Consider the following 20080-nt stretch of genomic DNA (forward strand, 5'->3'; position numbering starts at 1 on the left):
CTTGCCGGATCGGCCTCGCCCGTCAGCACGCTGGCTTCGCCTGCATTGGCACTCACCCAGCGGGACCGCGCCATCACCGGATCGAGCGCTGCCGCCGGGATGTCGGCCACGATGGGGCCGGGGTCGAAGAAGAGCTGTGGCGGAACAGGACGTGCCGAGAGCCAGGGCACGAAGGCCGCCGCACTCTCGGGCTTGTAGAGCGAATAGCCGGTGAGCAACGCGAAATCGTAGGCCGAGGCGTTGAGCAATTCGAGATGCGCCATGGTGACATTGCGTTCGGCGCCATGATGAGAGACGAAACTGCGTTCGCCATTTGCATCCACAAGCACGGCGCAGCTTCCCTGGTCCTTGGCGGCGCGGGTGCTTGCGGCGACAGGAAGTCCTTCCGCCACCAGAGCGCGGAGGGCGACTTCCGCTAGCAGCCCGGTGCCCAGCACGCCGCCATAGGTGACGGACGCTCCCATGCGGCGCGCAGCCACCATGGCATTGAAGCCGCCGCCCGCCTCGATCGAGAAGCCGCGCGCCTCCACTTCTTCCCCGGACGCCGGAAGATGGTCGATGCGGTGCACGAGGTCGATAACGACGCCTGAGAGCTGCAGCAGTCCGCCACTCATGGCATCGCCCCCCGTGTGCGGCGGATGGCAAGCAGCCCATCCACAACCGGATCGAGATCGAGGCGATTGACGGAACGGACACGCTCCCATTGGTCCTGCGGGAGCTTCGACATGCCGGCGCAGGCACCAGCCATGCCGCAGGAGATGGCGCCGATGGTATCGGTGTCATCCCCGATGACGGCGCTCATCATGGCCGCGTCCCACGGATCGCCGGCGGCAAGCCGCACCACCGCGAAGGCCATCGGCACGGATTGCAGCGCCGAGACGCTGGTTCCGATCTGCGCGGCAAGTGCGATGGCGGCATCATGGCCGCGTCGGCCTTGCGCGAGCGTCAGGGCCTTCTCGATTTCAGCCCTGATCGAGCCAGCGGTGGCGGGCGTACCCCGGGTTTCGCCTTCCGCAGCGGCGGCCAGCGCAAGCCCAAGGCTCGATTCGAAATCCGCTCCATTGAGGCCCGCACTCACGATAGCGGCGACGGCTGACGCGCTGCCGATGGCTTCAGCGGTGTTGTGGGTGAGGCGGCAGGTTTCCTCCACCGCGTCGACAAGGCGGGAGAGTGGCTCAGGCGGCGTTGTGATGCCGACCGGAACGATCCGCATGGCCGGCGCCATTGGTGGTGCCGAAGCGCCCCGTCTCCGCCGCCGGAACGCCGCGCAGCAGGGCTTCGATGGCGCGCTTGGTCGAGGGGCCGAGGAGATCGTTGACGCCGCGCGCATGGGTGTCGCGTTCCCACTCGAGCAGCGTGCGCGCCCATGTCTCCTCATCGAACGCACCGTGGCGGTCGATCAGGTGGTGGGCCAGCAACAGGCTTTGCTCGGTGTCGTCGGTGATGGTTCCGGCCTTCAGTCCCGCGCTGACCGGATGGTCCGGAGACGCATCGACGAGGTCGGTGACGGTGCCATAGATCGCCTTGATCTGCTCGCGGGTGAGGGTCTGTGTCGGCATGCCCATGGCATCGCCCAGCGCGACGCCCGCCAACGCGCCCAATGCCCTGTCCCTCATGCGCGCGTCCACCATCAGAACGCCAGGTGCAAGGCGAAGTGGCGGGGATCGAGCAGGCTCACCACATGTTCGAGCGGGCCGCCCCTGGCATCGCGCACCAGCCGCCGGGTGCGCAGAAACGGCGTTCCCGCCTTGACCCCGGCAATTGCGGCATCCGCCTTGGAAAGGCACTCGATCTCCGCCCATTCCTCGCCCGCCGCCGCGATCAATCCGGCCTCCTTGAAGGTGGCGGAGAGCGAGTTGCGCGTCAGCCCGGTCTTGAGAACATGCTCCAGTTCGGCGCGAACCGGCACGCGGCTGCGTTCAATGGAAACGACGCGGCCCTTGCCCTTGAGCGATCGCGTGCGGTCGATGGCGATGAAATCGGCGCTCGCCGTCATCAGGAGGGAGGCAAGCGACTTGTCCCTCACGCGCTCCAGCCGCAGCACGCGGGTCTCGACTACATCCTTCTGGTTGGCCAGTGCCCTCGTCCAGCCCAAGGCATTGTCGATGGTCTGCCCGTCGAAGGTGACGAAGGAGCCGATCCCCGTCCGCGTGGTGATCAGGCCCTTGCCCGCAAGCGTTTCAAGCCCCTTGCGGACTGTCGTGCGGCTGACTTCGAAGCGGCGGACGAGTGCGTTCTCGCTTTCCAGCCGCGCGCCGTAGCTGAGCTTGCCGGAGCGGATATCGCGCTCAAGCGCGCTGGCAACCCGGTCGGGCTTGGCAGCGGCAATGGCCGGTGACCTTGGGTTCGCGCGCAACGGACATCCTCCGAACTTCACACCTGTCCATACCTGTTTACTTGCGTTCTGTCGACATCTTCAGGTCACGGCATCGGCCTGCCGGGCTTGCCTTTCACCTCAGCCATTGCCGCACGCGCGCGTGCGCAGTGGCGCTGCGATTGACGATGAACTCCGGCAGCCTGCCGCTGACCACATCGATGATGCTGGTGATCGCGGTCCGCGCGACGCCGTCCATGAAGGTGTCCGTCCAGCACAGCGAATGCGGTGTGGTGATCACGTTGTCCATGAAGAAGAGCGGATTGTCCGGGTCGGGCGGTTCCTTCTCGACCACGTCGAGGCCAGCGCCCGCGATCGCGCCCGACTGAAGCGCCTCAATGAGCGCGTGCTCGTCAATGATAGGACCGCGCGCGATGTTTACCAGGAACGACGTCGGCTTCATCAGGGCCAGGCGTTCTGCGTTGATCAGATGCCGCGTGGTGGCATCCAGCAGGCAGGCGATGACGATGAAGTCGGCCTCGGTCAGAAGCCTGTCCAGGTCCACGCGTTCGACGCCATGCCGCTGGCAGATCTCATCGGCGGTGAAGGGATCGGCAGCGAAGGTCTTCAGGCCGAAGGGTTGCATGAGGCGGGCGAGCTCCTGTCCGATGCCGCCGAAGCCGACGATGCCGATCGAGCGTCCGGGAAGCCCGACACCGGGAAAGTCGCCGCGCTCTGACCAGCGCCCCTCGCGCAGCAGCCGCGACTTCAAGGGTAGGCGCAAGCTGAGGGCCAGGATGAAGGCGAGTGCCGTCGTCGCGACCGAATGGCGGACCGCGACGGGCGTGTTGGTCACCAGAATGCCGCGCCGCGACGCCGCATCAATGTCGATCGCATCGAAGCCCACGCCGTTCCGGGCCAGCACCCGGAGGCGGCCCTTGTCCTGCGCCAGCGCCTCCTCGGTGACGCGCGCGCCGCCGATGAAGAGGGCATCGAACTCTGCCAGCACATCCGGCGAAATGCCTGGCCCGCCGGGCGGCAACTTCTCCCAGCCGAGACCGGCTTCGGCAAACAGATCCAGCGGAGAGGTTCCAAACAGCGGGCGTCCGGTTGAGTCGAAGAGGTCCGCCGTCAGGCCGATCCTGATTGCCGGGTGGTCCATCGGAGCGACCTCCTGTTGGCAAGACTAATGGATTTCGCCCGAACGCTTCAAGGCGTCTCTCAGCATCCGGCTGTTGAAGCCTTGCGTCTTCGCCATGTCCAGGATGACCTTCTCGCGGCGCGACACAAGGTCGATCGCGGCAGGCAACTTCCTGACCGCATCGGCCGGAATGACGACTGCGCCGTGGAAGTCGGCATGGATCACATCGTCATGGCGTACCAGCATCCCGAAGATGTTGGCGTCGCAGTTCATCTGCACCATGTGGATGTGGGCATGGCTCGGCCCGATGCGGCCGCCGATGATCTGGAAGCCCGGCGCCAGCATGTCGACATCTCGGAACGAGCCATTAGTCACGCATCCCGATACGCCCAGCGCCTTGTGGATCGTCGTCTGGACTTCGCCCCAGAAGGCGCCGAAACCGGGCCGGTCATCGATGTCCTGGATCACGGCAATGGTGGGCAGTCCCGAAGGCGAGACATAATCATACCAGTCCTCGCGCGCCGGGATAGGCCCGCGCGGCGGTTCCTTGGCGCGCACGAGGCCGGTTCTGGCGAGCCCGACGATGGGCGGGAACCTGCGGTCCACCGCCACCATCGGCTCCACCGTGAAACCAACCGCACGCCGCTCGGGCACAATCAGTTCGAGACCGTTGCAGATCGTCGGCGTGTCCCATTGCTTCAGGACTTCGAGGTCGGCGGCGGTGAAGGGAAACTGGTCCATGGCGGGTTCGTCCTGTGGAGTGTGTAAATGTACTTGCCGTCAAGCCTTGGGACGAACCGCGGCATGGGTGCGCGCTGATTCATAGGCGGCTTCGACCAGAGCGTAGGTCTTGAGATTATCGTCACCCGACGTGTCGGCGGGCACGCCGGCACGAAGCGCGTCGAGCATGTGCTTGCAGGTGTTACGCGCGGCCTCCTGCGATACATGCCAGGGCCTTGTGGTCCACGACAGAAGCGGCGTGCCGACGCGCTCCTCGAAAGACAGGCCTTGCGTGGTGACGGCCATCACCTCACCCTTCTTGATGATGATCGAGCCCTCCGTGCCTTCGATTTCCAGAAGCGTTTCGGGAAATGCGTCGTCGGAGCGCTTTGCCGCGTAGGTGCATTCAATGACCGAAACCGCTCCCGACGTGTGGCGGAGCATCATCGTGGCCGTATCCTCGGCGCGGACTTTTGGATTGCGGCGCTGCGTCTCGCAGGACACGCGCTCCACCTCGCCCAGGAACACACGCGCGAGATCGAGCACATGCGTTCCGACATCGAGAATGGCGAGACGCTCCTCGTTGTAGAAATAGGGCTGTCCCTTGTAGACGTCATAACCCGTGCGGAAGTTGATGCGAGCCCAGGTCGGCTCTCCGATTGTCCCGGCAGCGATCACCTGGGACACGCGCATCATGGCGGTGGCAAAGCGGAAATTCTCATGCACCGCCAGCCATGCTCCATGCTTCCTGGCATTTTCCACGATGGCGACGCATTCGTCCCATTCGGGCGCGAAGGGCTTCTGCACCACGGTGGGGATCTTGTGCGCGGCCGTCAGTGCGGCGAGTTCGCGGTGCGTGTCCATGCGTGTCGTGATGTCCACGAGATCGAGTTTCACGGAATCAAGCATCAGCGTTGCATCGGTGAACCATTGCGCGCCGAATTTCTCACCGGCAGCACGGGCCTTGGCCTCGTCGCGGTCACAGACCGCCACCAGCTGCGCGCCCTCGGAGGCAAGGTCACGCCACGAGTTAAGGTGGTTCTGGGCATAGAAACCACATCCGATCAGACCGACGCGGATGGGTGAGGCAACTGTATCAGTCATGGTCTTGTCCCGAAAAGGTTAGAGATGAATCGAATACCCGCCATCCGCGGGAATGGCCGTGCCGGTGATGAAGTCCGATGCGCGGCTGGCGAGGAAGACGGCAAGCCCGGCGAGATCTTCAGGGACGCCCCAACGCCCGGCGGGCGTCCGGTCCACCACTTTCGCGAACATTTCAGGAGCCGACTGGCGTCCGCCGCGAGTGAGCGGTGTATCGATGAAGCCGGGAAGAATGGCGTTCACCTGCACATTGTGCTGCGCCCAGGAGACAGCCAGCGATTTCGTGAGCTGCACCACGCCGCCCTTGCTCGCCGCATAAGGCCCGATGATGCCGCCGCCGAAGATCGAGGCCATCGAGCCGATGGTGATGATCTTGCCGCCACCCGCCGCCTTGAAGGCCGGAAGCACCGCTTTCGCGCAGAGGAAGGTGCCCGTCAGGTTGGTGTCGAGAATGGTGTGCCATTCCGCCAGCGAATAGTCTTCCGGCGGCTTCCGGATGTTGATGCCGGCATTGGCCACGAGGATGTCGAGGCGACCGAGTTGATCGGCAACGGTCTGGACCATCTGCCCGGCCGATGTTTCATCCGCGATGTCGGCCGCGACCGCAATCGCCCGCCCGCCCATCGCCTTCAACTCGGCGATTGCTGCGGCGGTCTTCTCCGCGTTGCGCCCGGCAATGGCAACGCTGGCACCTGCGGCGGCGAGGCCCTTCGCGATGCCCAGGCCGATGCCGCCATTGCCGCCGGTGACCAGCGCAACACGTCCTGTCAGATCAAATGGCCCGGTCATGTCAATTCAGCCTCTGGATACAATTCTTGGGAACCAGCGGAAAACTCAATCAGGCTCGACCCTGATCTTCCGCCGCTCCAGCCGTTCAAGCACGGTCGTCCGCGAACTGTCGGTGAAGACCGCGATGAAGATGATGACGCTGATGACAAGCGGATAGATATAGGGGTTGGCATTGGTCATCACGAGGCCGTTCTCGACGGTCTGGATCAGCACCGCGCCGAACACCGTGCCTAGCACGCCGCCACGCCCGCCGAAGAGACTTGTTCCGCCCAACACGGCAGCGGCAATCACCGGAAACTCCTTCTGGAAGCCGAAGGTCGAGGAGGCCACCGCAACCTGGCTCCCCGATACCAGCCCACCCACAGCCGCGCAGACGCCGCAGATGCAATAGACGGCAAACACGACGCGCTTCACGTTGATGCCGGCCTTGGCCGCCGCATCGGGATCGGCACCGATCGCATAGACCTGCCGCCCGAAGGTCGTCATTTTCAGCACGATCAGCGCAATGATCAGGACGATTGCGAAGACCCAGATGGCCGAGGGGACGCCCAGATAGGTGCTGCGGCCAAAAGCGAGCACGCTCTTGCTGAACGGCACCATCTTGTTGCCGGAGAAGTAGAGCGCGATGCCACGGCCGATGAACAGCGTGGCGAGCGTGGTGATGAACGCCGCGACACGCAACTGCGTGATCATGAAGGCATTGACCGCGCCGAAAGCCAGACCCAGAACCGCGACGACGGGGAAGGCCACGGCGGGAGGCATGCCCACGAGGAAAACGCCGAGCACGGCTGCGCTCAAGTACATGTTGGCGCCGACCGACAGATCGATTCCCGCGATCAGCAGCACGAAGGTCATGCCGATGGCGATGATCGCGATGTGACTCGCCTGGTTCACGATGTTGACGAAGTTGACCGGCGTCAGGAACCGGTCCGACAGGAAGCCGAAAACGACGACGAGCACCGCGAACAGGATGAGCGGGGCATTCTGGAGAACAAGAAGCGTGAACTTGCCACGGAACCCGTTCATGTCGCGGCACTCCGGATTCCATCCCACATGGCGGCGCGCAGCAGTTCCTCGCGGTCGAAGCTGCCACGCTCGAACGTGGCGCGGATTTCGCCATGCGCCATCACCATGATGCGGTCGCACATGCCGGCAAGTTCTTCGATTTCGGACGAGATCATGAGGATGCCCGCACCTCCGGCCGCCAGGGAATTGATGATCTTGTAGACTTCGTTCTTGGCGCCGACATCGATGCCGCGCGTCGGCTCGTCAAGGATGAAGACCTTCGGTTCGCGCAGCAGCCATTTGCCGATGACGACCTTCTGCTGGTTGCCGCCCGAGAGGTTCTTGACCAATGTGCGGGCGATGTCCTTGGCGCTGATCTGAACCGACGTGCTCATCTTGTTCACATCGGCATCGAGACGTGCGCGGTCGATCATTCCGCCCAGCCCGCCTGCGTAGTTCTGCAGCGAAGACAAGGCGATGTTGTTGTCGATGGGCGCTTCCATCATCAGGCCTTCGGCGCGGCGGTCTTCGGTCAGGAAGGCCATGCCATGGTCCATGCAGACGGTGGGCGTCGGTGCGGCAAGCGGAACGCCGCCGAGCTTGATCTGGCCACCGCTGAACGGATCGATGCCGAAAAGGATGCGCGCCAGCTCGGAACGGCCTGCGCCCATGAGGCCCGAGATGCCCAGCACCTCGCCCGCCCTGAGCGAGAACGAGATGTCCTTCACGGTGCCGCGCTGGGTGATGCCAGTCACTTCAAGAACCGGCGCACCCTTCGCGGCAGAATAATCGCGCGGCGGGAACAGCTGGTCGATATTGCGGCCCACCATCAGCGAGATCATGCGCTCGATGGTCATGTCGGATTTCAGCGCGCTGCCCACCACGTTGCCGTCGCGCAGCACCACGATGTCGTCGCAGAGCCGCATCACGTCATCGAGAATATGGCTGATGTAGATGATCGCGATGCCCTGTGCGCGCAGCTTGTTGATGATGTCGAACAGCCGGTCGGTCTCGCGTGTGGTGAGCGATGTCGTCGGCTCGTCGAAGATGATGACCTTGGCCTTGGCGCCGAGCGCCTTGGCGATCTCGACAAGCTGGCGCTCGCCCTGCGAGAGCTTGTTGACCAGCGTCGTGGGCGAGTAGTCGAGGTCGACGGCGGCCAGCAATTCCGCTGCCTTCTTGCGCGCGGCGGCGCGGTCGATGAAGGGCAGTCCCGGCACCAGCTTGGGGAATTCCGTGATAAACAGGTTCTCGGCGATGCTCAGGTTGCGGAACAGGTTCAGTTCCTGATGGATGAAGGCGATGCCCTGCCGCGCCGCATCGCGCGGTCCCTTGGGGCGATAGTCGGCGCCATCGAAGGTGATGCGGCCGGCGTCCATCTGGTGAACGCCGCCGATGATGTTCATCGTCGTGGACTTGCCTGAACCATTCTCACCGACGAGGCCCAGCACACGGCCCGCCCGCAGCGAGAAGCCGACCTTGTGCAGCACCTCGACGCCGAAGAAGCTCTTGCACAGGCCTTCGATCTCGAGAAGCGGACGCTCAAGGGAGGGTGATGCGGCGGGAGAGGCGAGGGGAGCCGTCATCCGCGCACCAGCAGGCGGTGACGCTGCGCGTCGATGATCGCGGCGGCGAGGATGATGCTGCCCTTGATGGCGAACACCGATGCGATGGGAAGGCCCATGAGCTGAAGGCTCTTGTCGATGACGGTGAGGAACAGCACGCCGAAGATCGTCCACAGGATCTTGCCCTTGCCGCCGAACAGGCTGACGCCGCCGATGACGGCCGCGCCAACGACATCGAGAAGAATGCGCTGGCCCAGCACCGGCGTTCCGGTTTCAAGCCGTCCTGTATAGAGGATGGACGAGATCGCCGCGCAGACGCCGGAGATGACGAAGGCCCAGAAGATGACCTTGCGAACCGGCACGCCCGAAACCGCCGCTGCTTTCGGGTTGAGACCCACCGCGTAGAGCCAACGGCCGTAAACCGTGCGGCTGAGAATGAAGTGCGCAATACCCGCGACCACGATGACGACGGCGAGCGAGACGGGCAGTCCCATCACGCGGCCCTGGCCAATCTCGATGAAGCCGCGCGGCAGATTGCCGATGCTGCTCGCATCGGTATGGACCGTTGTGTACCAGATGGCAGCGCCCGAAAAGAACATCATCGTCGTCAGGGTCACGATGAACGCCGGCATGCTGAATCTTGTGGTGCAGACGCCGTTGAACGTGCCGATGACGGTCCCGACTGCGATGAAGGCGAGAATGCCGGCAATGATTTCGAAGCCGGTTCCATTTGCATAGCCAGCATCGCCCGTCATCACGGAGGCACCGACGACACTGGCCATGGCGATGATCGAAGGTGCCGAAAGATCGATCCCGGCGACGATCAGCACGAAGGTCTGGCCGATGGCCACGACCAGAAGCGGCATCATCGCGCTCAGGATGTCGAGCAGCGTATCAGCCGCCGCGATTTCGGGAACGATCGTCCACATTACCGCGAAATAGAGAACGGTGAGGACGAGGACCAGATACTCGGAGAGAAGCAGGCGCTTCCACGCAGGCTGCGCGCGCGGTCTCGATGCGATCGTGGCGTCGGTAGAGGTCATTGATCGGGTGCTCGCGGGGGGATGCGGGACGGCAGTCACCGCCACGGCCATCGGCCGCGGCGGTGCCAGTTTCGAAGGATCAGCCGCCGTTCTGCTTCTTCCAGACTGTGTAGCCCCACATCTCGTCCTGCTTCTCGGCGAGATTGGCCTGCGTGATGACGAAGCCCGGATCGAGCAGGAGTTTTTCCGGCTTCTTGCCGTCCCACATGTCCTTGAAGGCCTGGAAGGCCATGTCGACTTCGAGGAACAGGTTCTGGACGCCGCAGGCATCGAGATAGCCGTCCTTGAGGCGGGCATAGGCGCCTTCGTCGCCGTCGAAGCCGGCGAAGAGCACATGGCCCGGCTCGCCGCGCTTGTGCCACTTGTCGGCGGTCTGCAGCACCTGCTCGATCTGCGGGTGCATGAAGTCCGACGAGGTAACGAGGAAGTTGATGTCCGGGTTGGCCTGAAGCGCATTGGTGAGGCCGGCGAAGGCCTTGTCGGCATTCCACTCGGTCGAGACGCGCGCCACCACTTCGATGATGTCGGCGTTCTTGTCGACGACGTCGAAGAAGCCGTCGCGGCGCTGGATGGCATTGACGTCGCCGAGGTCGCCGATCAGCAGGCAGGCCTTGTACTTGCCGCCCATCTTCTTGGCCTCGTCGACGAGGAACTGGACGGTGTCGGCCATGATCTTGCGGTTGTCAGCCTGGATCGCCACGGAGTAGGCGTCACTTTCGGCGGGCGGCCGGTTGAAGTGAACCATCGGGATACCGGCTTCATTGGCCGCGCGGATGGCCGGGATCACGGCCTTCGAGTCGGTCTGGATGATCAGGATGCCATCGACCTTTCGGCCGATCATGGCCTTGACCTGCTCGAACTGCTTGTTGTCGTCGAAGTCGGATATGTTCTCGAGCGTCTCCCAGCCATTTGCCTTGGCCTTCTCGCGCATGATCTCGATGCCGGACACCCAGAACGGCGACACGAGGCTGTCGAAAAGCAGGGCGACGGTCTTGGTGCCTTCTGCCTTGACCATGATGGGAAGCCCCATCGTTCCCGCAGCCAGCAGAGCGCCGACCGTAAAGTCACGTCTTGTAAGCTTCATTTTCAGTCCTCCCAGACACTGGTATCATATGATAACCAGCTTACGTTGTGATGTTGTGACAGTTCAGGGGTCTTGGCAAGTGGGTAGCAGGCAGGATTTGTCAGAGTGCAAAGCGATATCCATGCTGCACTGCCGAAATTCATTGGGAGTCGCTGCCATGCCGGATTTCATACACCATGGGCGCCACTTGCAAACGTAATGACAGGCGTGGCACTTCATCCGCCTCAGGGCGCATGGTACAGGAGAGAGGTGGCATCGTCCCTGTGCTGTCCGGAACAGGGACAGCTGAAGCCGTGCCAAGCCTGTCAGTTTCTTGTGGAGAGCCAAAGTGAAGAAAGTCGCACTACTGGTCGTGAGCATCCTGATCTCGTCCACCGCAGCATTTGCCGACGGCCAGCTGCAGAGCGAGAAGGTCGATGGCTATTACCGCTATTGCTATTATTCCGATGGCGGTGCGCTGACCGTCGGTTCGAGCAATCAGTGCCCTGTCACGAACAGGGGACTGGGCGGACAGCAGGACATCCAGAAGAACACGGAGTCCGGCGGCTTGGTGTCTGAGAGGGTCAATGGCGAGTACCGGTACTGCCACTATGCCAATGGGGCTGTCACCACGATCCCGTCGATCGAAATCTGCCCGGGAACCAGCAACTAGGCTGAGTGGGCATACGCCCCGGACGTCACTTGAAGAATTAGGGCGGCGTTTCCGCTGATTGGAAACGCCGCCCAGTCTTTGTTATCGGCCGCCGCGGGTCGTTGTCACGCGAGGTCGAAGCGGTCGGCGTTCATCACCTTGTTCCACGCCGCCACGAAGTCGCGCACGAAACGCTCCTTCGAGTCGTTCTGGGCATAGACCTCCGCGATGGCGCGCAGCTGCGAGTTCGACCCGAAGACCAGATCGACGCGAGTCGCTGTCCATTTGAGATCGCCCGTCGCGCGGTCGCGGCCTTCGAACACGTCCTCGCCTTCGGAAGCAGACTTCCATGCCGTGCCCATGTCGAGCAGGTTGACGAAGAAGTCGTTCGTCAGCGTTTCGCGACGTGTCGTGAACACGCCGTGGCTCGACTGCCCGGCGTTGGCGTTCAGCACGCGGAGGCCGCCCACCAGCACCGTCATCTCGGGCGCTGTCAGCGTCAGCAGCTGCGCCCGGTCGACCAGCAGTTCCTCGGCCGAGAGAGAGTAATGCGTCTTGAGGTAGTTGCGGAAGCCATCGGCGGTCGGTTCGAGCACGCCGAAGGATTCGGCGTCGGTCTGTTCCTGAGAGGCATCGGTGCGGCCGGGCGTGAAGGGAACTTCCACACTGTGACCGGCGTTCTTCGCAGCCTGCTCGATGGCGGCACAGCCGCCCAGCACGATCTGGTCGGCGATCGACACCTTCTTGCCCCCGGACTGCGATGCGTTGAACGCCGTCTGGATGGCTCCGAGAACGTCCAGCACTTTCGCCAGTTCGGCCGGCTGGTTGACGTCCCAGTCCTTCTGCGGGGCAAGGCGGATGCGGGCGCCATTGGCGCCGCCGCGCTTGTCGGAGCCGCGGAAGGTCGAGGCCGAGGCCCAGGCTGTCGAGACCAGCTGCGAGATCGAAAGACCCGACGCGAGGATCTTCGCCTTGAGCGCCGCAATGTCGTTCGTATCGACCAGCGGATGATCGACGGCCGGGATCGGGTCCTGCCAGATCAGGTTTTCGGCGGGGACTTCCGGTCCGAGGTAGCGCACCTTCGGGCCCATGTCGCGGTGGGTGAGCTTGAACCAGGCGCGCGCGAAGGCATCGGCGAACTGGTCCGGGTTCTCGAGGAAGCGCCGCGCGATCTTCTCGTAGGCGGGGTCGAAGCGGAGCGCGAGGTCCGTCGTCAGCATGGACGGCGCGTGGCGCTTGGCCGGATCATGTGCATCGGGCACCGTGGCGGCACCCATGCCATGCTTCGGCGTCCACTGGTGGGCGCCGGCCGGGCTTTTGGTCAGCTCCCATTCATAGCCGAAGAGGTTCCACAGGAAGTTGCTGCTCCACCGGGTCGGCGTCGTGGTCCAGGTGACTTCGATTCCGCTGGTGATCGCGTCGCCGCCCTTGCCGCTGCCGTAGCTCGACAGCCAGCCGAGGCCTTGAGCTTCGATCGGGGCGGCCTCGGGTTCCGGGCCGACATGCGAAGCGGGCCCCGCACCGTGGGTCTTGCCGAACGTGTGCCCGCCGGCAATGAGGGCCACGGTCTCTTCATCGTCCATCGCCATGCGCGCGAAGGTCTCGCGGATGTCGCGGGCCGCGGCCACCGGGTCAGGCTTGCCGTTCGGGCCTTCCGGGTTCACATAGATCAGGCCCATCTGCACCGCGGCGAGAGGATTCTCGAGATCACGGTCGCCGCTGTAGCGCTGGTCCTCGAGCCACTTGCCTTCTGCACCCCAGTAGATGTCCTCTTCCGGTTCCCAGACATCCGCGCGTCCGCCGCCGAAGCCGAAGGTCTTGAAGCCCATCGATTCGAGCGCGCAGTTGCCGGCGAGGATCATGAGGTCGGCCCAGGACAGCTTGTTGCCGTACTTCTGCTTCACCGGCCACAGCAGCCTGCGGGCCTTGTCAAGATTGCCGTTGTCGGGCCAGCTGTTGAGCGGGGCAAAGCGCTGCGTGCCGTTGCCTGCGCCCCCACGGCCGTCGCCCGTGCGATAGGTGCCGGCACTGTGCCAGGCCATGCGGACGAAGAACGGCCCATAGTGGCCGAAGTCGGCCGGCCACCACTCCTGCGAATTGGTCATCAGGGCGAAGATGTCCTTCTTCACCGCCCCGAGATCGACCGACTTGAACTCTTCCGCGTAGTTGAAGGCTTCGCCCATGGGATTGGAGAGGGCCGAGTGCTGGGCCAGAATCTTGAGGTTCAGCTGGTCTGGCCACCAGTCGCGATTCGACCTGCCTCCAAAGGTTGCGTGCTTGGGAGCTCCGTGCACGACGGGGCACTTGCCTGCCGTTCCAGTGTCCTTGCGGTCCATGTATCATCTCCGATCATTGGGCTTGAGCCGTTTGAGCCGCGAGGTCGCCAGCATGCGTAACTGACCCGAGGCCGGTATGCCTGGTTCAGGATGGAGGCTAGTCTAAGCTCAGTGGGAAATAGTTTATCGCAACCTGTCGATTAGTAATAGTTGAATTTTCTGATTGTAGAGATAAGATTATCTTATGAACAATCTCACGATCAGGCAGCTCCGCTATTTCGAGGCCCTGGCGCGGCACGGCCATTTCGGGCGCGCCGCCGGCGCCTCCTCGATTTCCCAGCCCGCCCTGTCGCTGCAGATCAAGGACCTCGAGGAATCGCTGGGCGCTACCCTGTTTGAACGGGGCCCACGGCAGGTCCGGCTCACCGGCTTCGGGGAAGAATTCGCTTTGCGTGTTCGCGGCATCCTCCGGTCGGTCGACGAGCTGGCGGACCTCGCGCGCGCCTCGCAGAACCAGCTGGCGGGTAGGCTCAGGATTGGCGTGATCCCGACGGTGGCGCCCTATCTTCTGCCGACGATCATCGGCAATCTCACACGGCATTATGCGGGTCTCGACATTCACGTCCGCGAGACACTGACGGCCCGGCTGATCCAGGAACTGGCCGAGGGGCGGCTCGATACGGCGATCGTGGCGCTGCCCGTGTCGGAACCATCCCTTGCCGAGGTCGCGCTGTTTGCGGAAGATTTTGTGCTGGTGCGCCCCGGCGAGGATGAGGGAAAGCCGGTGCCGAATGGCGAGGCGCTGCGCGAGATGCGGTTGCTGCTTCTGGAGGAAGGCCATTGCTTCCGCGATCAGGCCCTCTCCTTCTGCAACATGCAATCCACGCTGCCGAGGGAGCTGCTGGAAGGCAGTTCGCTCTCGACTCTTGTCCAGATGGTGAGCGCCGGAATCGGCGTCACCCTGATTCCCGAAATGGCGGTGCCGGTCGAAACTCGCTCCGCCTTGGTGTCGATTGCGCGATTCAGTTCGCCGAAGCCCTCGCGGACCATCGGCATGATCTGGCGCAGCACCAGCCCCTTGAGCAACCAGCTCCTCCAGATTTCCGAGGTGGTCCGCCAATCCGCCGCCAGCCTGCGCGAGCAGCGCAGCATCGTCGCCTGAGGCAGCGCAGTCCGCCCCGCGTGGGTGCGCATCTTGTGGCCGTATGGACGTCGGTGCCGGTTTCCGCGTCTGATGAAGGCCGAGGGAGCCGCGTACGAAAGACAAGGGTACACGGCGGCGGCGCGGGCATTGCAATCTTTGCGCGCATGAGCCAATCTTGGGATCGGCATGCCGATTTTCCGGCGAATGCCGGCCGTCCGACTCATCATATCTGCAGCTGGGAGCGAGCATGCCAATTTTCACCATCACGGGCGAACTTCCTGAATCCGCCGCCCCAGCTGACGGCCGGCTGCTGCTGTTCGCGTCGATCACATCATCGAGCAACACGGTCATTCGTGGATTCAACCAGTTCGGCCAGGAACTGCGCCACAACATCAAGACGACGACCAACAGCAATGGCGACAAGATCGTAACTGTCCTGTCGATCGTCGTCACGAATGTGATCACTGTCACGGACCTCGGCAATGCCAAGTCGATTGGCCTCATCCCGGCGATTCTCGGTGGTGGAAAGGATACCTTCCTTGGCGGAAGCCAGGATGATCGAATCTTTGGCGAAGCATTTTTCGACTGGAACATCGAGGACCGGTCGGGACCGGACATCATCAATGGTGGCGGCGGCGATGACATGCTGTCGGGCGGTGGAGGCATCGACAAGCTGAACGGCGGAACTGGCATTGACATCTACAATTGCGAGCACCCCAATGCCGGAAGCATCGTCAATATTTCAACTGCAACACTTTCCGCTGCCGGGATATTGGGTAGTCTGGAGGGGGTGGCGCCTGACATTCTCGCGCCCTTCTCATCCAGGATCATGGCCCAGGGCAGCTTCGACGCCCAGGTCGCTCTTGATGGCTTTGGTTCACGAGACGTGGTGACCAATTGCGAGACGATTTACGGCAGCGACTTCGATGACATACTTGTCGGCGTAACGGCAGGCGGCCGCCTGTGGGGGCGTTCGGGTAACGACATCCTCATTGCGACGGGCGGAAACAATTCCCTCGATGGTGATTCCGGCAACGATCTGGTGATCGGTTCCAACGGCGAGGATGATCTTCTCGGTCAATCGGGCAACGACATCCTGATTGGAGGCGGAAAGAGTGACTATCTCGATGGCAGCGATGGTGACGATGTCCTCGATGGCGGCGCTGGCTCGGACCAACTGCAAGGCGGTGACGGCACTGATACAGTTTTCGGCGGAAAGATGGACGACGAACTGTTTGGTGGAGATGGAGTCGACTGGCTGACAGGCGGCGAAGGCGCCGACTACATGGTCGGCGGGCAGGGTGAGGACTGGTACCATGTCGATGATGTAGCAGACGAGGTGTTCGAAGAGGACGTCGAAGGCGAAGCAGACACCATCACGACGTCGTTGCAGATCTACAGCCTGGAACTGATGCAGTTCGTAGAGAACCTGGTATTCGAGGGCCAGGCAAGCCGGTACGGAGATCTACGGCGTCGGCAACGACGTCCGAAACATAATCAACGGCAATGATCTATCAGACAATGTGCTGAATGGATTGGGCGGCAACGACATCATCAACGGCGGGAACGGCAACGACATTCTGAATGGAGGAATGGGTTTAGACGAGTTGTTTGGCGGAGGCGGAAGGGATATCTATTTGGTAGACCATGTCTCGGATTTCGTACATGAATTGGACAGCACAGGAGGCGGCCTCGATGTAAAACAGCTGGATAAGGTTTTTTCCTACGTCTCTTACAGTCTCAGCCTAGACGATAACCAAGTTTCCGGTCATGTGGAAGACTTGTTCCTCTTTGGCAGCGACAATCTCATTGCACGCGGCAACGATGGCGACAATGAGATCGGTGGCAACGACGGCAACAACATCATCGAAGGCGGCTGGGGCGCCGACATCATGGATGGCGGCGATGGAATTGACACGGCATACTATGGCTCCGAGCTATTTGGCGTTAGAGTCTCCATTGATCCATTGACAACAGCACTTGAGACCGGATTCAACAGTGCGGCGGGCGATGAATTGTATGGATTTGAGAACATCGTAGGTTCGAGAGGGCACGACGATCTGATCGGAAACTTCGTGGTTAACAGATTGGAAGGCGGACGCGGCAATGACACGCTTTATGGCCGGGGAGGCAGAGACGTTCTCATTGGAGGCATCGGCAATGACGCATTTGTCTTTGATGTTGTGCCCACGGCATCAAGCGCCGACACTCTTGCTGACTTCAAGCCTGGAACGGATAGGATCGTCTTGTCTTTCATTCAGGCAGCGTCTCTTAACGAATTTCAGTTTGTGCAAGGCACTGCGGCGGCCGAAGCGGATGATCGGCTGATCTATGACGCGCCGTCTGGCCGCTTGCTGTATGATCCCGATGGCACGGGTAGTAACGCGGCAGTGCTTCTGGCCAAGCTTAAAGCTGGAGTTGCCCTGTCCTTCCAGGATTTCGAAATCGCCTAGTCTCTAGCGGGATTCAGGCACTTCAATCCTGTCGTGTCATTCGCGAGCTATCTCCGGTCATCCAGTCATGTTGCCCGCCGTCAGGCAGGGCGTTGAGTCGTCCACAGGAAATTTCCGGCTGCGATTCAAATCTTCTGCCTCGGCGGAGTGATCGCGACTAAGAAGCCCTCCGGCGCAGACGACGGAGGCAGGCTTGGACACTTCAGCACAGATCGCACGGACAATCGCGGAAGAGATCGGCGCGGAATCGCGGCAAGTCACTGCGGCCGTGGCGCTTCTGGACGAAGGTGCCACCGTTCCCTTCATCGCGCGCTATCGCAAGGAAGTCACCGGTGGGCTCGACGACACGCAATTGCGGAAGCTCGCCGAACGCCTGACCTATCTGCGCGAACTCGAATCCCGCCGCGCGGCCATCGTCGATTCGATCAGGTCGCAGGGCAAGCTCACCGACGAACTTGCGATATCCATCACCAGGGCCGGAACGAAGTCCGAGCTTGAAGACATCTATCTTCCCTACAAGCCGAAGCGCCGCACCAAGGCGATGATCGCGCGCGAGAACGGCCTTGAACCGCTGCTCACGCAGATCATGGCGGACCGTGCCGCCGAGCCCGAGGCACTGGCAGCGGCATTCGTCACCGAGGCCGTCCCGGCGATCAAGGACGCACTGAATGGCGCCCGCGACATCCTGATGGAAGGGCTGGCCGAGAACGCGGCTCTTCTTGGCGAGTTGCGAACCAACATGAAGAACGAGGCGGTGCTGAGTTCCAAGGTCATCGCGGGACAGGAAGAGAAGGGCGCCAAGTTCTCGGACTACTTCGACCACCGCGAGCCATGGGCCAAGGTCGCCTCGCATCGCGCACTGGCCATGCTGCGCGCCTCGAAGGAAGAGATCGTGACACTCGACATCGCGCCTGAGCCTGAAGTAGGCAGCGCGCGGGCCGCCGAGATCATCTGCCGCCACATCGTTATCCACGGGCAGGGCGCTGGTGATCGCTGGCTGCGGGCCGCTGCCGACTGGACATGGCGTGTGAAGCTCTCGATCACCATGATGATCGACCTGCTGGGCGATCTCCGGTCGCGGGCCCATGACGAGGCGATCGCGGTTTTCGCCCGCAACCTCAAGAGCCTTCTTCTGGCGGCGCCCGCGGGCTCGCGCCCGACTCTTGGCCTCGATCCCGGAATCCGCACCGGCGTCAAGGCGGCGGTGGTCGATTCGACCGGCCGGCTGCTGGAGACAGAGACGATCTATCCCTTCCAGCCGAAGAACGACCTGCGCGGTGCGCAGTCCGCGCTGCTGCGGCTCATCGCCCGGCACAATGTCGAACTCATTGCCATCGGCAACGGAACGGCCAGCCGCGAGACCGAGCGATTGGTGGCCGATACGCTGGCGCTTCTGCCCAAGGATGCGAAAGCGCCGACCAAGGTTGTGGTGTCCGAGGCAGGCGCCTCGGTCTATTCCGCCTCGGAACTGGCGGCGCGCGAATTCCCCGATCTCGATGTCTCGCTGCGCGGTGCCGTCTCCATTGCCCGCCGCCTTCAGGACCCGCTGGCCGAACTCGTCAAGATCGAACCGAAGTCGATCGGCGTCGGCCAGTATCAGCACGATGTCGACCAGTACAATCTGGCGCGCTCGCTCGAAGCCGTCGTCGAGGATGCCGTGAACGCGGTCGGTGTCGATCTCAACACCGCGTCGGCCCCGCTTCTGGCCCATGTCTCGGGCCTCGGCACAGGCTTGGCCGAGGCCATCGTCGAGCACCGCCATGCCAATGGCGCCTTCCGCTCGCGACAGGACCTGCTCAAGGTCTTCCGCCTGGGCCCACGCGCCTTCGAGCAATCGGCGGGCTTCCTGCGCATTCGCGATGGCGACGAGCCGCTCGATGCCTCCGCTGTTCACCCGGAGGCCTATGGCGTGGCGCGCAAGATCGTTCAGGCTTGCGGCCGCGATGTCCGCAGCCTGATGGGTGACACCAGCACCCTGCGCAGCCTCAAGCCGCAGGACTTCGTCGACGATGCCTTCGGGCTTCCCACCATCCAGGACATTCTGGCGGAGTTCGAAAAGCCGGGCCGCGATCCGCGCCCGAGTTTCAAGACCGCGACCTTCGCCGATGGTGTGGAAGGTCTGAAGGACCTGAAGCCCGGCATGGTGCTGGAAGGTACCGTCACCAACGTCGCCGCCTTCGGGGCCTTCGTTGACATTGGCGTGCACCAGGACGGGCTCGTGCATGTGAGCCAACTCGCCGACCGCTTCATCAAGGACCCGCACGAGGTGGTGAAGACGGGCGACATCGTCCGCGTCCGCGTCGTCGAAGTCGACCTGCCGCGCAATCGCATCAGCCTCACGATGCGGAAGGATGGCGGTGAATCGGCACGCGAGGCGCGCGCTGCATCCATGGGCGGTGCGGGCAGGGACGCGAAGCCGGCCGGCAAGTTCAAGCCCGCGAAGCCGGCGGGGAAGCCGCAGACGGGCGCTCTGGGCGCGGCGCTACTGGACGCGCTGAACCGCAAGACCACTCCGAACTCCTGACGGTAGGCCGCGAACTCCCGAAAATTCACCATCGGACGCGCTGCCGCGCCACCTGGGCCGGTTGAGCCAGCGCCCCTTCATATGCCTTTGCGCGAAATTGAATGAGCTTTTGCTCACAGTATGGGCATGATTGATCGCTCGATGGCTCATTCCGAACGATGGGGATGCACGTAAGAACGATATTGCATCGCACAAACGTTGCGGCAGTGCAGCATGTATTCTGTCTTGACCGGCCAGAAAGAGCGAGTATATGCTCTCATCATGGGCAAATAATTGCTCAACGTCCTATG

18 protein-coding genes are annotated in these 20080 nt (G+C 62.8%); 5 read left to right on the forward strand and 13 right to left on the reverse strand.

Annotation, left to right across the window (positions count from 1 at the left end; translation table 11 throughout):
• From ACEW8Q_RS18060 to ACEW8Q_RS18115, 12 genes are all read right to left on the reverse strand, one after another.
• Positions 1 to 614: PfkB family carbohydrate kinase (locus ACEW8Q_RS18060; protein ID WP_373505449.1), on the reverse strand; the 614-nt coding region annotated here is incomplete at its 3' end.
• On the reverse strand, positions 611 to 1213 hold the full coding sequence (locus ACEW8Q_RS18065) for an ADP-ribosylglycohydrolase family protein (protein WP_373505450.1): 603 nt from the start codon (positions 1211 to 1213) through the stop codon (positions 611 to 613). The genes ACEW8Q_RS18060 and ACEW8Q_RS18065, both read right to left, overlap by 4 nt.
• On the reverse strand, positions 1176 to 1631 hold the full coding sequence (locus tag ACEW8Q_RS18070; RefSeq protein WP_373505451.1) for an ADP-ribosylglycohydrolase family protein: 456 nt from the start codon (positions 1629 to 1631) through the stop codon (positions 1176 to 1178). Before ACEW8Q_RS18070 ends, ACEW8Q_RS18065 begins: the two co-directional genes overlap by 38 nt.
• A complete protein-coding gene (locus ACEW8Q_RS18075; protein WP_373505452.1) occupies positions 1631 to 2356 on the reverse strand; it encodes a GntR family transcriptional regulator in 726 nt (241 codons plus the stop codon). The genes ACEW8Q_RS18070 and ACEW8Q_RS18075 overlap by 1 nt, the downstream gene beginning before the upstream one ends.
• 94 nt (positions 2357 to 2450) lie before the next feature.
• Entirely contained in the window at positions 2451 to 3476 is a 1026-nt protein-coding gene (locus ACEW8Q_RS18080; RefSeq protein WP_373505453.1) for an NAD(P)-dependent oxidoreductase, read from the reverse strand.
• Between the two features lie 24 nt (positions 3477 to 3500).
• Entirely contained in the window at positions 3501 to 4196 is a 696-nt protein-coding gene (locus ACEW8Q_RS18085; protein WP_373505454.1) for an RraA family protein, read from the reverse strand.
• 39 nt (positions 4197 to 4235) lie between these two features.
• The gene (locus ACEW8Q_RS18090) at positions 4236 to 5279 is read right to left on the reverse strand and encodes a Gfo/Idh/MocA family protein (RefSeq protein WP_373505455.1); all 1044 of its coding nucleotides are present in this window, start codon (positions 5277 to 5279) and stop codon (positions 4236 to 4238) included.
• Positions 5280 to 5297: 18 nt separating this feature from the next.
• Positions 5298 to 6065, reverse strand: coding sequence for an SDR family NAD(P)-dependent oxidoreductase (locus ACEW8Q_RS18095; protein ID WP_373505456.1), 768 nt, complete (start codon positions 6063 to 6065; stop codon positions 5298 to 5300).
• Positions 6066 to 6110: 45 nt separating this feature from the next.
• Positions 6111 to 7091: an ABC transporter permease gene (locus ACEW8Q_RS18100; protein WP_373505457.1), complete on the reverse strand. Its 981-nt coding sequence runs from the start codon at positions 7089 to 7091 to the stop codon at positions 6111 to 6113.
• On the reverse strand, positions 7088 to 8656 hold the full coding sequence (locus tag ACEW8Q_RS18105; protein ID WP_373505458.1) for a sugar ABC transporter ATP-binding protein: 1569 nt from the start codon (positions 8654 to 8656) through the stop codon (positions 7088 to 7090). Before ACEW8Q_RS18105 ends, ACEW8Q_RS18100 begins: the two co-directional genes overlap by 4 nt.
• Complete coding sequence (locus tag ACEW8Q_RS18110; RefSeq protein ID WP_373505459.1) at positions 8653 to 9678, reverse strand: ABC transporter permease; 1026 nt, start codon at positions 9676 to 9678, stop codon at positions 8653 to 8655. The genes ACEW8Q_RS18105 and ACEW8Q_RS18110 overlap by 4 nt, the downstream gene beginning before the upstream one ends.
• Before the next feature lie 79 nt (positions 9679 to 9757).
• The gene (locus tag ACEW8Q_RS18115) at positions 9758 to 10762 is read right to left on the reverse strand and encodes a sugar ABC transporter substrate-binding protein (RefSeq protein ID WP_373505460.1); all 1005 of its coding nucleotides are present in this window, start codon (positions 10760 to 10762) and stop codon (positions 9758 to 9760) included.
• 328 nt (positions 10763 to 11090) lie between these two features.
• On the opposite strand from ACEW8Q_RS18115, the gene ACEW8Q_RS18120 reads away from it, so the two are divergent.
• Entirely contained in the window at positions 11091 to 11414 is a 324-nt protein-coding gene (locus ACEW8Q_RS18120; protein WP_373505461.1) for a hypothetical protein, read from the forward strand.
• Positions 11415 to 11518: 104 nt separating this feature from the next.
• Here ACEW8Q_RS18120 and katG read toward each other — a convergent pair whose 3' ends face one another.
• Positions 11519 to 13729, reverse strand: a complete 2211-nt coding sequence (katG, locus tag ACEW8Q_RS18125; protein WP_373505462.1) for a catalase/peroxidase HPI — start codon at positions 13727 to 13729, stop codon at positions 11519 to 11521.
• Between the two features lie 184 nt (positions 13730 to 13913).
• Here katG and ACEW8Q_RS18130 point away from each other — a divergent pair, with 184 nt between their 5' ends.
• From ACEW8Q_RS18130 to ACEW8Q_RS18145, 4 genes are all read left to right on the forward strand, one after another.
• On the forward strand, positions 13914 to 14831 hold the full coding sequence (locus tag ACEW8Q_RS18130; protein WP_373505463.1) for a LysR substrate-binding domain-containing protein: 918 nt from the start codon (positions 13914 to 13916) through the stop codon (positions 14829 to 14831).
• A 229-nt stretch (positions 14832 to 15060) separates the two neighbouring features.
• Positions 15061 to 16323 carry a calcium-binding protein gene (locus tag ACEW8Q_RS18135; protein ID WP_373505464.1) on the forward strand — a complete coding sequence of 421 codons (1263 nt, stop codon included), beginning with the start codon at positions 15061 to 15063 and terminating at the stop codon, positions 16321 to 16323.
• A 13-nt stretch (positions 16324 to 16336) separates the two neighbouring features.
• On the forward strand, positions 16337 to 17266 hold the full coding sequence (locus ACEW8Q_RS18140; protein ID WP_373505465.1) for a calcium-binding protein: 930 nt from the start codon (positions 16337 to 16339) through the stop codon (positions 17264 to 17266).
• Positions 17267 to 17459: 193 nt separating this feature from the next.
• The gene (locus tag ACEW8Q_RS18145) at positions 17460 to 19790 is read left to right on the forward strand and encodes a Tex family protein (protein ID WP_373505466.1); all 2331 of its coding nucleotides are present in this window, start codon (positions 17460 to 17462) and stop codon (positions 19788 to 19790) included.
• Positions 19791 to 20080: the final 290 nt, after the last annotated feature.

This window comes from Aestuariivirga sp., from assembly GCF_041738905.1.
Taxonomy (GTDB): Bacteria; Pseudomonadota; Alphaproteobacteria; order Rhizobiales; family Aestuariivirgaceae; genus Aestuariivirga.